This is a genomic window from Glutamicibacter mishrai, from assembly GCF_012221945.1.
In the GTDB taxonomy this organism is placed as follows: Bacteria; Actinomycetota; Actinomycetes; order Actinomycetales; family Micrococcaceae; genus Glutamicibacter; species Glutamicibacter mishrai.
In genome coordinates, this window is sequence record NZ_CP032549.1 from 77,958 (window position 1) to 90,587 (window position 12,630).

Here is a 12,630-nt window from a genome sequence, read left to right on the forward strand (position 1 = left end):
CTTCAGGACATGAACATGCGCGCACGCTGGTGCTCATGGCGCATCTGGGCTATTTCCAACCCGGGGGTGGCGACACCCAAATCCCGGTCATCCAGGGTGTAAATCCTTGCGACCGCCGCGTTGACCGTCTCATGCATTTGGCGAATCACGCGCTGTCCAGCGTCTTGTCCCAAGGGGATGGCACGAATCGCGTTCTGTGTCAGGCTGGTAGCCGTTGAGAACAGGTAGCTGCCAAGCGCATCCGCCAGCGGGGCACCTGCACCGCGTGCAGCCAATGCATAGGCGATGGCTGGATGCCCTGTGCAGATCCCTGAGCGGATTGCTTCCTGATAGCTCTGCAATGCTGGGACCGGGAAGCCGGCCAGCGCGACTGCGAGCATTCGCGCTCCCATTTTCTGTGCCGCGATGCGCAACTGGCGGGGCAATGCCGAGGCATGAATGAGCTGGTCTAATTCGACGATGCGTGAATCGTCCTCTGCTTCGAAGGCAAGACGCAGCAGCAATCCGTCGGTATAGGACAGTGATTGCTGCAAAAACAGCCGCAGCCACTGGGCGAAACTCGCTTCGTCATGCACATGCCCGGTGTCCAGATACGATTCCATCCCGAAGGAGTGGCTGAAAGCTCCGGTGGGCAACGCCGAGTCGGATAGCTGCATCAGCGTCAGCAGATAACCGGAATTAGTGGGTGTGGTCTGCATGCCGGAAGGGAACGGGCATGACGCGTTCCTGTCGCTCGTACGGTGCCTGATGGTGCTTCAGGAAATCCTCGACGGTGTGATCGTATTGAACCACCATCACTTCGGCCCCATATTCTGATTCCGCGTCAAAGAATTGCGCTTGCAGGTGACGGTTCCCCAGCGAATGGGCGATGAACCCCATTTCAAAGATGGTCCGCGGCGCGATCACCAGCACATCTGTTGGCAAGACGGAAATGGTGATGAGGTCCTTTTCCGAGACCAGCAGGACGTCGCCATCGCGCAGGTCAGGTCCAGGTGCGAGGCGCAGGCCCAGTTCCCGACCGTGGTCAGTCGTCACTCGCTGGATTCGCTTCACCAAATCGGCGCTGGGCAGAACCACTTTTTCGTGATGCCGCCCTTCGAGCAGCTCACGGCTTTCCTCGTGGATATTTCCCACGAGTTTTTCAATAATCATCGTTCTCCTAGAAAGAATTCCTTGTTCTGCGGTTAGAACAGGAAGTATCGCTGTGTCATCGGCAGTTCGCTAGCGGGCTCGCAGGTAGCCAATTCACCGTCGACAAACACTTGGTAGGTTTCGGCGTCGACCTTGATCTCCGGCGTATTGCCGTTGTGCTTGAGATCTGCTTTGGCCAGCCCGCGAATGCCCTTGCATGGGCGGATGACTTTGCGAAGGCCAAGTTGCGCTGGGACTCCCTCCTCGATAGCAGCCTGGGACATGAAAGTAATTGAGCTTTCAAAAACGGCACTACCCATTGATCCGAAGCTCGGGCGCATGGTTCGTGGCTGAGGAGTCGGAATCGAAGCGTTCGAGTCACCCATGATTGACTGGACGATCATGCCGCCCTTGATAATCAGCTCTGGCTTGACTCCGAAGAAGGCAGGATCCCACAAGACGAGGTCGGCAAATTTGCCTTCTTCTACGCTGCCGATGGATTCCGCGATGCCGTGGGCGATGGCCGGGTTGATCGTGTATTTGGCAACGTAGCGTTTCAGGCGTTCGTTGTCGCCGATTTCAGGATCACCAGCCAACTTCCCGCGTTGGCGCTTCATGGAATCGGCGACCTGCCAGGTACGCAGCACCACTTCGCCGACTCGGCCCATGGCCTGGGAATCAGACGAGGTAATCGAAAAGACTCCAATATCGTGCAAGACATCTTCGGCGGCAATGGTCTCCGGACGAATTCGTGAATCAGCGAATGCCACGTCTTCCGGGATGTCGGGGTTCAAGTGATGGCAGACCATCAGCATGTCGAGGTGTTCGTCAACCGTATTGCCGGTATAAGGCAACGTCGGGTTTGTGGAGGCAGGGATGACATTGGGCAACCCGGCCATGCGGATGATGTCTGGCGCATGGCCGCCACCGGCACCTTCAGTGTGGAAGGTGTGGATGACTCGTCCGGCAATGGCCTCGATGGTGTCTTCTACGAATCCGCATTCGTTCAAGGTATCCGTATGGATGGCTACCTGGACGTCGAACTTGTCGGCGACTTTCAAGGAGGTATCGATTGAAGAGGTGGTAGCTCCCCAGTCTTCGTGGATTTTCAGGCCGATTGCACCGGCCTTGATCTGTTCAACCAGGGGTGCCTCGTCGCTTGCGTGTCCCTTGCCAAGGAAGCCGATGTTCATCGGTAGATTTTCTACCGATTGAAGCATGCGTGCAATATGCCAGGCGCCTGGAGTCAGACTCGTCGCCTTGGTTCCCTCGGCTGGGCCTGTTCCGCCGCCAATCATGGTAGTCGTGCCGTTTGCCAGGGCAGCTTCGACTTGGCCTGGCGAGACGAAGTGAATGTGTGTATCGATGGCACCTGCGGTGAGAATCTTATGTTCGCCAGCGATGACTTCAGTGGCTGCGCCAATAGTTATGTCAACGCCATCGGAAATGTCCGGATTGCCGGCCTTGCCGATTTTGAAAATATGCCCATCGCGCAGGGCGACGTCGGCTTTGTAAATCCCGGAATAGTCCAAGACCACCACGTTGGTGATGACGGTATCGGGGATGTCCTGGTCTCTGGTCAATCGGCCATTTTGCCCCATGCCGTCTCGGATGACTTTTCCTCCGCCGAAGACGACTTCTTCGCCATACGTGGTGTAGTCGTGTTCGATTTCCAAAAACAGGTCAGTATCAGCCAACCGAATAGCATCGCCAGTGGTAGGGCCATACATTTCTGAATACTGCTTGCGGGTCATGTCGAAGCTCATGACTGTTGCTCCTGGTCATTGGTGGCAGCGCTGTCCAACGGGCCTGCAACGTGGTTGCGGAAGCCATGGACCTGGCGGGCACCGGAAAATTCAACTAGGTTCACGGTTCGGGCGTCGCCCGGTTCAAAGCGGACCGCGGTCCCCGCCGGGATATCGAGGCGGAATCCTCGTGCGGCATCGCGATCGAATTCAAGTTTTGGGTTGACCTCGGCGAAGTGAAAGTGGGAACCGACCTGTACCGGACGGTCACCACGATTAACGAGTTTCAGCTCAAGTGTCTTCTGCGTCTGGTTGCAGGCGATGGGGTCGCTGCGAAGAACGTACTCTCCCGGAATCATAGAAACTGCCTTTCGTTTCCGCGCGAACTAGCGAATTGGGTTGTGGACCGTGACGAGCTTGGTTCCGTCAGGGAAGGTTGCTTCAACCTGGACGTCGTGGATCATTTCTGCGATCCCTTCCATCACGTCTTCGCGGCTCAGGATCGTGGTCCCGTAGCTCATCAGGTCGGCCACAGAGCGACCGTCACGCGCGCCTTCAATCAACTCATAGGTAATGATGGCGATGGATTCCGGATAGTTGAGTTTCAGCCCCCGCTCCTGGCGGCGCCGCGCCAGATCCGCGGCTACGACGATCATGAGCTTTTCTTGCTCCCTCGGCGTTAAATGCATTAACTGATTCCCCATTCAAGAGTTATTTTGACGCTCCACATTTGTACTCGGAATCGGCCAAAACTCGCCGGGAGGGCTGTGGATATGGCAAGAATAGCAGACCGCGGCATGAGCATTGACCGGGCCTCATTCACGCTTTGAATCGCTCGTCGACATAGTTTGTTTTCCCAAGACAGATATGAGTTTACTAAACCGAGATCACGAGCCCGGGCCTGTCCGTTTCGTCAAGATTAAGAGCTCATTACATCTATTGCCGCCACCTGCAGATTTTGCGAAGAAAAACGGTCGCGGCACGTTTGCTTCAACAGAAACTGCTCCTCGAATACCGCTGGTGCCAACAGGCTGTAGCGGATTCGAGGAGCAGCAGTATTGAGGTGAATTGCAGGATCGTTTTGGCCTTACTCGACGAGTTTGCCAATCTGGGATACTTCGGTAATCAGCGAGGCGATCTCTTCCGGCGCCTGAGGGAGTGGCTCACGGACGATTCCCTGTGGAGACCACACCAGGTTCACCTGGAGCTCGGGATCAGTCAGCGGATAATCGCTACGGTTATGGCAGCCACGCGTTTCTTTTCGTTCCAAGGCGGATTCCAAAGTCGCTCGGGCTGCGAGAACCGATGATTTCAGATCAAACGCATGGCATAGATCCTGGTAGCCGGCGATATCCGGGTGAATGCCTATATTCTTCATTCTCTGTTCTATCTCGGACAATTTCTCCAAGCCGCGCTTGAGCCCATCCTCGTTGCGGACTACGCCAGCATGAGCAGTCATCAGGTCACGTACTGCTCGTTGCAAGCTGCGCACGTTCTCCTGCCCGTCCGAGGAAACCAGGGATTGCACTGCGTTGCGTGCGTGATCAATGGCAGCTTGCGAGCGTCGATGGGAAGTGAGCGATCGTGAATAGTTTGCGGTTTCCTGCCCTACGATACGGCCGAATACCAAGAGCTCAATCAGTGAGTTTCCGCCAAGCCGGTTGGCTCCGTGCAATCCCGATGAAGCCTCGCCAATCGCATACAAGCCCGGCACTTCGGTTGCGTGCGTGAGCGGATCCACCCAAACACCGCCCATGGAGTAATGCGCGGTTGGAGCAATCTCGATTTTATTGTGGGTGATGTCGAGCATCTGTTCTTCCAGCATGGTCTGATAGACCCGCGGTAGCCGAGACATGATGGTTTCGCGAGGCAGGTGGGATACATCCAGCCATACACCGCCTTTGTCAGTACCCCGGCCTTCGCTGATTTCGGTGTAGGCCGCCAGAGCCACACGATCCCTGGTTGACAGTTCCATGCGCTCCGGATCGTAGCGTTGCATGAAGCGCTCGCCCAATGCGTTGGTCAGGAACCCGCCTTCGCCGCGGGCCGCCTCAGAAATCAAGGTGCCTGCAACGGACTCTGGCTCGATGATGCCGGAGGGGTGGAACTGGACAAGCTCCGCGTCACGCAGCCTTGCACCTGCTTCCACTGCCAGGCGGAAGGAATCGCCGGTATTTTCATCGCGCCGGGAGCTGCTGCGCCGCCAGATGCGGTTATGTCCTCCAGCAGCCAGGATGACTGCATCGGCGTGGATGAGGTATCCGGTGCCAGCATTGATGTCAAAACCGTAGGCGCCAAAGATCTGTCCTTCGGCAACGAGCAATTCGGTGATGTAGACAGTGTCGAGGACCGGAATTTTGAGCTGTTCTGCACGACGGATCAAGGTCCTTTGAATTTCAAGTCCCGTGTAGTCTCCGGCGAAAGCTGTTCGACGGAACTTGTGCGCTCCAAAGAATCGTTGTGAAATGCGTCCGTCTTCTTCACGGGCAAAGTTCATGCCGTAGCGTTCCAGGTCCTCGATGCCTCGCTGCGCTCCCTGGGCGACAACTTGCACGGTTCGCGGGTCCGCCAGGTAGTAGCTTTCTTTGATGGTGTCGGCAGCATGCTGCTGCCAGCTGTCCTCTTCGTCCATCGTTGCCAATGCGGCGTTGATACCTCCTGCGGCGAGCGAGGTGTGAGCATCATGTTTTGGACGCTTGCCCACGGCCAGGACATCGGTTCCCAATTCGGCCAGTTCGATGGCTGCTCGCAGCCCCGAACCGCCGGTTCCGATGACGAGTACTGATGTGGTTATCTGCTGTTCTGTTCTCATGTTTTCCAGCATCCGCTGAGCCCGATAATACGTCCAATGAATTATCTTCATGCTTACGATAGCGATAGGCTATTAGCATGAATCTAGAGCAGTTGAGGGGCTTTATCACGATTGCCGAAGTGGGCCACTTCACTCGCGCGGCAGAGCTTTTGCACCTTGCGCAGCCTTCGCTGAGCCGTCAGATTTCCACCCTGGAACAAGAACTGGGTTCCGAGCTCTTCCACCGTGCTCGAGGAAATATCTCACTCACTGCGGCGGGCCAAACACTGCTTCCGCGTGCCAGGCGCATGCTTGCCGATGAAGAGACCATCAGAAGCGAAATGGCGGATTTGGCAGGACTGCGGCGTGGCCGGGTTCGCCTCGGAGCACCGCCCACCCTTTGCGTTTCACTGGTTGCCGAAGTGCTGGAGGCCTTCCACAACCACTACCCCGGCGTTCAGCTGCAGATCTTCGAAGCCGGGTCGCATCGACTGCTGGAGCAATTGAGCGGCGGCGAACTGGACCTTGCACTGATCGTCACGTCGGAACACGCAGTGAACGACCAGCACTTGCAAAATCGCCCACTGTTGGAAGAGCAACTCGTGGTAATCGACTCGCTAGACCGTCCGCGCTTGCCAAATACCACTGAACTGGATCTCCGCACACTGGCTCCTGTGCCGCAATTGGCTTTCTCCCACAGCTACGACCTCAGAGCCAGCACCATGCAGGCTTACAAGAACGCAGGCATTGCGCCGAATATCGTTGTTGAGGGCGGCGAAATGGACGCCGTATTGCGCTTTGTCGAGCGCGGTTTAGGGGTCGCTGTGGTACCGGCTACCGTGGCATTGGAGACCCCGGGAGTTCGCGCGATGCCCTTACGCGACCCGCAGCTTTCCCGCACAGTCGGATTGGCTCACCGGCGCGATGTGTCGTTGACTCGTGCATCCACGGCCATGCATGAGTTGATCGAAAAGACAGCGATCACTCTTGCTGCTCGGCATGAGCAAATTACTGCGCTACTTTAATCCCCAGATGTTTCGCCATGTCCTCTGCCAACAGGCTCAACTGCAGGGTGTTGATGCGAGCGCCGCGCATATTTTCCAGCCCGTCCGCCTGGGTGAAGTCCAGCCCTTGCAAGTCGACATCTCGAAGTTGCGCCCCTGCGCAGTTGATGACGGTAGACCTTGAGTCAATGAATTCCACGCGTTGAATTTGACCGCCAAAGTCGATCTCCTCGAATTGGCAATGGCGGAAGACCACGTCCCGGACTTTGGCCTGGCGCAGGTTCAGCCACCCGAATTTGCAGTTCTCGAAAACGACGCCGTCCAACTCGGCTTCTGCAAAGTCGGCTGAACCGAATCTGCTGTGTTCCACGCGCACGTCATTGAAGAATGCGCCAGCCGCGTTCAGCGAAGGGGCATTGATTTGCTCCAATTCGCATTGCAGGAGCCGGGCGTTTCGCAGATTTTCGAGCGCCACCGAAGTAAACAGGCACTCTTCCGCACGGGCATCATCCGCCTGGACAGGATCATCGATATTCGCAAAGCGCAACAGCTCGACGTATTCTCCACCGCTGAGATCCCCCGCATATCCGGCTGCCAATTCAGGCAAAGTGAAGGTGCGGATTTTGGGGGCCATCGGGGCAGTCCTTAGAAAGAAACGGAATCCATGTCAAGGATTCGACAATATCAGTTAACCCCCGCCAATCCGCGAACGGCTGGTTGCCTTGCCTATTTGAGCAGCATCCCGGATGCAACGCGTTGCAGGACTACCGCCGGTTTCACGAACCGGCGTCCTGCAGTGCCTGCCCGGCTTAGAACTCGTCAATCACCAGTTTCTTCATGCCCAGCATGTGCTCGAAAGCTCCAGGACGCTCCATGAGCTCACCCATATTCGATGGCACGATTTGCCAGCTGACACCGAACTTATCCGTAAGCCACCCGCAGGCTTCGGCTTCCGGGACGGCCGAGAGCGCATCCCAAACCCGATCAATCTCTTCTTGGCCTTCACAAGGCCATTCCAAGGAAACCCCTGGAGTGAAAGAGAAGTCTTGTGCAACGCCGGAATCCATGGCTGCCACGAGATCGTCACCCAAGGAGAATTGGGCAAACATCAACGATTCTGCTGTAGCAACTTCGATTGCCTGCCCATAAGGGAACGCACTGTCAAGCTTGGCCCCGAGCACTACTGAGTAGTACGCAATAGCTTCAGCGGCGCGGTTCTGGGCGGCGCCGCCAAACATCAACGACGGCATGACCCGGGCCGCGTCTTGCACCGGCTCGGTGGACTCCATCAGCTGCCAGGAAACTCCGTACTTGTCGCTGACCCAGCCATAACGTGTGCTGAACGGATACGCATCCAAAGGCATCAGCACGTTTCCGCCTTCCGACAATGCCGCCCAGGTAGCATCAAGGGCGTCACGTTCGTCGCTGTTGAAGCTGAGGATCATGGAAATCGAGGCGTTCGGAGAAAACTCGCCACCGGCGTTGATCAGCGTGATCTTCGTTCCGCGAACCCAGACCGAAACAGTCAGTGCCTTGCCAGCAAACGGCTGTTGAAAATCGAGCAGTCCTTCGGTGGGATAGCGTGATTCAATTTCTGATTTGGCCTCCGGCAGCGCTGAGGCATAGAACTCTCCAGCTTCCTCAGCTGTTCCCTGCATCCAAAGATTGACGGTGAGCTTTTGCATGACGAAACCTCTCGGGTAACTGAATGACGTTTTCAAGGTACCGCGAAGTCTGCGGGAAGAACAGGAAGATCAGTGAACTTTTAGTCCGACTTCACCGCTAGGTTCTTCGCCGTTTTCCCGGCCGATAAAGTCATCCATCGAATGGTAAACGCCGATAACCTTGTCCGCCACGAAATCCCAAGCAGGACGAGGCAGAACACCGCGCAGAAACTGTCCCAGTTTGCTGGTCCATGGCATGAGCACCAAAGGCTGAGCGGCGAGCATGGCTCGCCATGCCCGATCGACAACCCTTTGAGGTTCCATGATCGGTGTGAACAGCATGGACCGGGCGCCGGCGAACATGCCGGTTGAAATGTATGTGGGGCAAATAGTGCTGACCGCAATCGAGTCATCAGCTTCCAGTTCCAGGCGCAGGGAATCGCTCCATGAAAGCGCGGCGGCTTTGGATGCCGCGTATACGCTCATGTTCGGATTCGACACCAGGGCCGCAGCAGAGGCCATGGTGAGCACGCGCCCATGGCCGCTTCGCCGCAGCTGAGGCAGCAAGGCATGGGTCAGATACATTGGAGCTAGCGCATTGATGTGCATCGTGGCGGTAATCTGCGAGGCCTGGTGCCGGTCAAATGACGTTCCAGTGATGACTCCCGCATTATTGACAAGGACATCCACGCCACCGCTGTCCACGGCGCTCTGCGCGTACCGCTGGATTTGTGCTGGGTCCGCGAGGTCCACTACCTGCGCCTCTACATTGGCTTCCAGCAAGCGCAATTCCGCTAGCGCTTTTTCCAGCTTGGGCTTATCTATATCCCAGAGGATTACTCGGGCTGCGCCTTCCAGACAGGCTTGTTTTGCGAAAAGAAATCCCATTCCCTGCGCTGCGCCGGTGACCAAGACATGCAAACCAGCTACCGAATCTAGTGGAACTTTTGCCATCTCTGACTCCTTGAGCTCAAATTTAGTCCAGAGTACCGCGTGATGCAGGTTACTGCTCGCAGCTAAACCTCATCACTTCCAGATTGGCGGGTTAACCTTGGATGACTAACTTCAATCTTTGAAAGGACTACTGTGCGCATTGACCGCCTTGACGCGGACCTCATCGAACTGCTCACCGACTCCCCCATGCTGCCGGTGATGGAATGCGCGCGACGCCTTGGTGTAGCCCGTGGCACTGTGAGCAGCCGCCTGGCTCGCCTACACGAGGCTGGGGTCATTCGCGGGATCATTCCACGGGTTGAGCCTTCCGGCTTCGGTTACTCACTCGTCGCGTTTTGCCAGGTTGAAATCATCCAACGCTATGGCCATGCCCCGGTTGCGTCCGCGCTAGAGGAATCTATTCCTGAAATCGTTGACATGTATACCGTGACGGGTAGTTCTGATTTGCAGCTGCGGGTTGTCGCGCGAACCGCGGAGGATCTCCAAGACATTTTTGACCGGATCAATCGCGTCGACGGCGTCGCCAGGACATCCTCCTCTTTTGCCTTGCACGAGCATTTTCAAGGAAGAACGCTGCCGCTTGTTGCAGCATGCGCTAATGAAGAGTCAGAACGGGTCAAGGCTATACAGAATGACTAGTAAAATGGAGGGATAGGTAATTACTGCTATGCAACTTGCATAGGCCCCCGGAGGTCGATTGCACTGCAGATTCGATCAACCTACAGTCATTGCTTGTGAATCGCGACACGCGAGAATATGAGCGAAGCCACTCCTGAAGACATCAGCTGGTGGCTTTGCTGTTTGAACGATTGCCAACCTCAAGCAGTTGTGGCAGTCAGAGAGGAAACTCATGACCCTACACCAGCGCCCTTCCTTGCAGGACGTTCCCGCTTACAAGCAGGGCAAGCCCGCACCCGCTGGAGCTTCAAAACTCTCATCTAATGAATCGCCACATGCACCTTTGCCTTCGGTGATCTCCAGCATTCAGGAGGGTCTGGGAAGCATCCATCGTTATCCAAGCATTGCCGCTCCTCAACTTACCGGCGCACTGGCCGAGCAGTTCGGCATTGCCCCGGAACATATCACTTTGGGTGCTGGTTCGGTTGAAGTCGCTGCGCAGATCATTCACGCAGTGGCGGCCGAGGGCGATGAAGTGATGTATGCGTGGCGTTCCTTCGAGGCGTACCCATCTCTCGTACGCATCGCCGGCGCTACTCCGGTCGAGGTCCCCCTGGATGCCGAGTCCCGCCACGATCTGCCGGCCATGCTGGAGGCCATTACCGAGAAAACCCGGCTCATCTTCATCTGCAACCCGAACAATCCAACGGGAACCGTTGTCGAAGCAGAAGCGCTTGACCAGTTCATCAATGCCGTACCGCATGACGTCCTGGTTGTCGTTGATGAGGCCTACGTGCACTTCGACCGTTCGGCCGTGCGTGCCGATGGCATCGAGCTGTTTCGCAAGTACCCGCACGTTGCCGTCCTGCACACTTTTTCCAAGGCTTATGGTCTTGCTGGGCTGAGAGTCGGCTACGCCATCAGCCCATTGGAAGTGGCAGCGAATCTGCGCAAGGTCGCAGTGCCCTTTGGAGTTTCCGATCTTGCCCAGCGCGCTGCCGTGGCATCGCTTGCGGCCATCGACGAGTTGGCTGTGCGCATCGAAGAGGTCGTGGCCCAGCGCGAGCGCATGTACGAATCCTTGGCTCAGGCGGGCTACCCAGTGGTGAAGTCGCAGGCTAATTTCGTCTGGGTCGATGCGGGAGAAGACACCATGAAGCTCGAGGAACAACTGGCAGCCGGCGGCGTTGTGGTCCGCGCCTTCCCGGGTGACGGCTTGCGCATCTCCTCCGGTACCGAAGAAGACGTTGATCGCGTGCTCGCAGCCTTGCCGGCGTTGGCATCAGCAGAGGCGGCCACCGCATGACCGCCGTGAAGAACACCGAAGCTCAGCTTCATACGGGACTGACCCAGCGCCAGATTTCCATGATGGGTCTTGGCGGCGCCATCGGCGCTGGCCTCTTTGTCGGCTCGGGACAAGCGATTTCGATTGCCGGTCCTGCGGTTCTTGTTTCCTACCTGCTCGCTGGCACGGTCATCATCGTGATCATGGCGATGCTGGCCGAGATGGTGGCAGCGCATCCATCCTCCGGCGCTTTCAGCACCTTTGCCCACAAAGCGATGGGCCGCAGCGCAGGCAGCACCTTGGGATGGCTCTACTGGGTGCAGCTGGTGGTCGTGATCGCGGCTGAAGCTACCGGTGCGGCTGCCATCACCGCAGGATGGTTCCCGGCCATCCCGCAATGGGCCTGGGTTCTCGCTTTCGTCGTAGTGCTCACTGGCGCCAATCTCCTGGGCGTACGGAATTATGGCCGGTTCGAATACTGGTTTGCAGTCATCAAGGTCGCGGCGATCATCGCCTTCCTGGTCTTTGGCGTATTGGTTCTTGCCCACGTCTTCCCCACCGAGGAGCCTGTGGGCTTCGCCAACCTGGCGGCGCACGGGGGCTTTGCGCCTGGCGGCATGGCCGGCATCGCCGCCGCAGTGCTGATCGTGATTTTCTCATTTGGCGGCACCGAAGTAGTTTCAATTGCCGCGGCAGAATCCAAAGACCCTGCTGGGAACATCAAGCGAGTAGTGAAGTCCGTGATGCTGCGCATCCTCTTCTTCTACCTCGGCTCAATCCTGATCATCATTGCGCTGGTGCCGTGGAACGATCCATCGGTGGTCGAAGGGCCATTTGCGGCCGCCTTGGCCGTGATGCACATACCTGGCGTGAGCCTCCTGATGAATGCCGTGGTTGTCGTGGCCTTGCTGTCGGCCATGAACGCGAACATCTACGGCTCTTCCCGCATGCTCTACTCGCTCGGACAGCGAAAGCTCGCCCCGAGAAGCGCCACCCACGTGACCGGCAATGGTGTCCCTGCCAAGGCCGTCATCAGCTCGGTTGCCTTCTCGTTCCTGGCCGTTGGCCTGAACTGGATTTGGCCTGACACGGTTATGCCGATCTTGCTCAACGTCGTGGGTTCAACCATCATCTTCATCTGGGCGTTCATCGCTGTGACCCAGCTGATCCTGCGCCGCCGTGCCGACCGCGAGGGCGAGCATCTGCCATTGCGCCTTTGGGGTTTCCCTGGCTTGTCCATCGCAACCATCGTGGTCCTAGCGGCCATCGTTGTCCTTGCAATGACTGATGCCGCGGCACGCACTCAATTGCTGCTCACCGGCGCCCTGACGGCGGTCATCTGGATTATCTCCAAGCTGGTCCTGCGTGATGGGACCGGTGTCGAAGAGGCCAGCGACGGCTGATCCGTTCGACGATTCCCCAGCCTAGGCTCGATTCA

Annotated in this window: 13 protein-coding genes; 4 read left to right on the forward strand and 9 right to left on the reverse strand. The window is 57.2% G+C overall.

Annotated features, from left to right (window positions below; all coding sequences use genetic code 11):
- Positions 1-2: 2 nt before the first annotated feature.
- From D3791_RS00370 to D3791_RS00395, 6 genes are all read right to left on the reverse strand, one after another.
- A complete protein-coding gene (locus D3791_RS00370; protein WP_172510991.1) occupies positions 3-698 on the reverse strand; it encodes an urease accessory protein UreF in 696 nt (231 codons plus the stop codon).
- Positions 679-1,152: an urease accessory protein UreE gene (ureE, locus tag D3791_RS00375; RefSeq protein ID WP_172510992.1), complete on the reverse strand. Its 474-nt coding sequence runs from the start codon at positions 1,150-1,152 to the stop codon at positions 679-681. The genes D3791_RS00370 and ureE overlap by 20 nt, the downstream gene beginning before the upstream one ends.
- 32 nt (positions 1,153-1,184) lie before the next feature.
- A complete protein-coding gene (ureC, locus tag D3791_RS00380; protein WP_172510993.1) occupies positions 1,185-2,897 on the reverse strand; it encodes an urease subunit alpha in 1,713 nt (570 codons plus the stop codon).
- Positions 2,894-3,235: an urease subunit beta gene (locus D3791_RS00385; RefSeq protein ID WP_022875283.1), complete on the reverse strand. Its 342-nt coding sequence runs from the start codon at positions 3,233-3,235 to the stop codon at positions 2,894-2,896. Before D3791_RS00385 ends, ureC begins: the two co-directional genes overlap by 4 nt.
- Before the next feature lie 27 nt (positions 3,236-3,262).
- Positions 3,263-3,565: an urease subunit gamma gene (locus D3791_RS00390; RefSeq protein WP_022875284.1), complete on the reverse strand. Its 303-nt coding sequence runs from the start codon at positions 3,563-3,565 to the stop codon at positions 3,263-3,265.
- A 398-nt stretch (positions 3,566-3,963) separates the two neighbouring features.
- The gene (locus tag D3791_RS00395) at positions 3,964-5,688 is read right to left on the reverse strand and encodes an FAD-binding protein (protein ID WP_172510994.1); all 1,725 of its coding nucleotides are present in this window, start codon (positions 5,686-5,688) and stop codon (positions 3,964-3,966) included.
- A gap of 77 nt (positions 5,689-5,765) precedes the next feature.
- Here D3791_RS00395 and D3791_RS00400 point away from each other — a divergent pair, with 77 nt between their 5' ends.
- A complete protein-coding gene (locus D3791_RS00400) occupies positions 5,766-6,692 on the forward strand; it encodes a LysR family transcriptional regulator (RefSeq protein ID WP_172510995.1) in 927 nt (308 codons plus the stop codon).
- Here D3791_RS00400 and D3791_RS00405 read toward each other — a convergent pair.
- The 3 genes from D3791_RS00405 to D3791_RS00415 all read right to left on the reverse strand — a co-directional run bounded on the left by D3791_RS00405 (position 6,676) and on the right by D3791_RS00415 (position 9,289).
- Complete coding sequence (locus D3791_RS00405; protein WP_172510996.1) at positions 6,676-7,305, reverse strand: pentapeptide repeat-containing protein; 630 nt, start codon at positions 7,303-7,305, stop codon at positions 6,676-6,678. The two genes, D3791_RS00400 and D3791_RS00405, sit on opposite strands and share 17 nt — an antisense overlap.
- A 175-nt stretch (positions 7,306-7,480) precedes the next feature.
- Positions 7,481-8,356, reverse strand: coding sequence for a VOC family protein (locus tag D3791_RS00410; RefSeq protein ID WP_172510997.1), 876 nt, complete (start codon positions 8,354-8,356; stop codon positions 7,481-7,483).
- Positions 8,357-8,425: 69 nt separating this feature from the next.
- The gene (locus tag D3791_RS00415; protein ID WP_172510998.1) at positions 8,426-9,289 is read right to left on the reverse strand and encodes an SDR family NAD(P)-dependent oxidoreductase; all 864 of its coding nucleotides are present in this window, start codon (positions 9,287-9,289) and stop codon (positions 8,426-8,428) included.
- A gap of 132 nt (positions 9,290-9,421) precedes the next feature.
- Between D3791_RS00415 and D3791_RS00420 the strand changes: the two genes are divergently transcribed.
- The 3 genes from D3791_RS00420 to D3791_RS00430 all read left to right on the forward strand — a co-directional run bounded on the left by D3791_RS00420 (position 9,422) and on the right by D3791_RS00430 (position 12,595).
- Positions 9,422-9,928, forward strand: a complete 507-nt coding sequence (locus tag D3791_RS00420) for an Lrp/AsnC family transcriptional regulator (protein ID WP_172510999.1) — start codon at positions 9,422-9,424, stop codon at positions 9,926-9,928.
- A 211-nt stretch (positions 9,929-10,139) separates the two neighbouring features.
- Positions 10,140-11,213 (forward strand): histidinol-phosphate transaminase, encoded by a 1,074-nt coding sequence (hisC, locus tag D3791_RS00425; RefSeq protein ID WP_172511000.1) that lies wholly within the window; start codon positions 10,140-10,142, stop codon positions 11,211-11,213.
- Positions 11,210-12,595 carry an amino acid permease gene (locus tag D3791_RS00430; protein WP_022875292.1) on the forward strand — a complete coding sequence of 462 codons (1,386 nt, stop codon included), beginning with the start codon at positions 11,210-11,212 and terminating at the stop codon, positions 12,593-12,595. Before hisC ends, D3791_RS00430 begins: the two co-directional genes overlap by 4 nt.
- The last annotated feature ends 35 nt before the right edge of the window (positions 12,596-12,630 follow it).

What these genes read in the sequence shown, in the direction of transcription:
- D3791_RS00410 (WP_172510997.1), bottom strand. Translation starts at nt 8,356, where the DNA reads ATGCAAAAGCTCACCGTCAATCTTTGGATGCAGGGAACAGCTGAGGAA.
- D3791_RS00390 (WP_022875284.1), bottom strand. Translation starts at nt 3,565, where the DNA reads ATGCATTTAACGCCGAGGGAGCAAGAAAAGCTCATGATCGTCGTAGCC.
- D3791_RS00385 (WP_022875283.1), bottom strand. Translation starts at nt 3,235, where the DNA reads ATGATTCCGGGAGAGTACGTTCTTCGCAGCGACCCCATCGCCTGCAAC.
- hisC (WP_172511000.1), top strand. Translation starts at nt 10,140, where the DNA reads ATGACCCTACACCAGCGCCCTTCCTTGCAGGACGTTCCCGCTTACAAG.
- ureC (WP_172510993.1), bottom strand. Translation starts at nt 2,897, where the DNA reads ATGAGCTTCGACATGACCCGCAAGCAGTATTCAGAAATGTATGGCCCT.
- ureE (WP_172510992.1), bottom strand. Translation starts at nt 1,152, where the DNA reads ATGATTATTGAAAAACTCGTGGGAAATATCCACGAGGAAAGCCGTGAG.
- D3791_RS00400 (WP_172510995.1), top strand. Translation starts at nt 5,766, where the DNA reads ATGAATCTAGAGCAGTTGAGGGGCTTTATCACGATTGCCGAAGTGGGC.
- D3791_RS00370 (WP_172510991.1), bottom strand. Translation starts at nt 698, where the DNA reads ATGCAGACCACACCCACTAATTCCGGTTATCTGCTGACGCTGATGCAG.
- D3791_RS00405 (WP_172510996.1), bottom strand. Translation starts at nt 7,305, where the DNA reads ATGGCCCCCAAAATCCGCACCTTCACTTTGCCTGAATTGGCAGCCGGA.
- D3791_RS00395 (WP_172510994.1), bottom strand. Translation starts at nt 5,688, where the DNA reads ATGAGAACAGAACAGCAGATAACCACATCAGTACTCGTCATCGGAACC.
- D3791_RS00415 (WP_172510998.1), bottom strand. Translation starts at nt 9,289, where the DNA reads ATGGCAAAAGTTCCACTAGATTCGGTAGCTGGTTTGCATGTCTTGGTC.
- D3791_RS00430 (WP_022875292.1), top strand. Translation starts at nt 11,210, where the DNA reads ATGACCGCCGTGAAGAACACCGAAGCTCAGCTTCATACGGGACTGACC.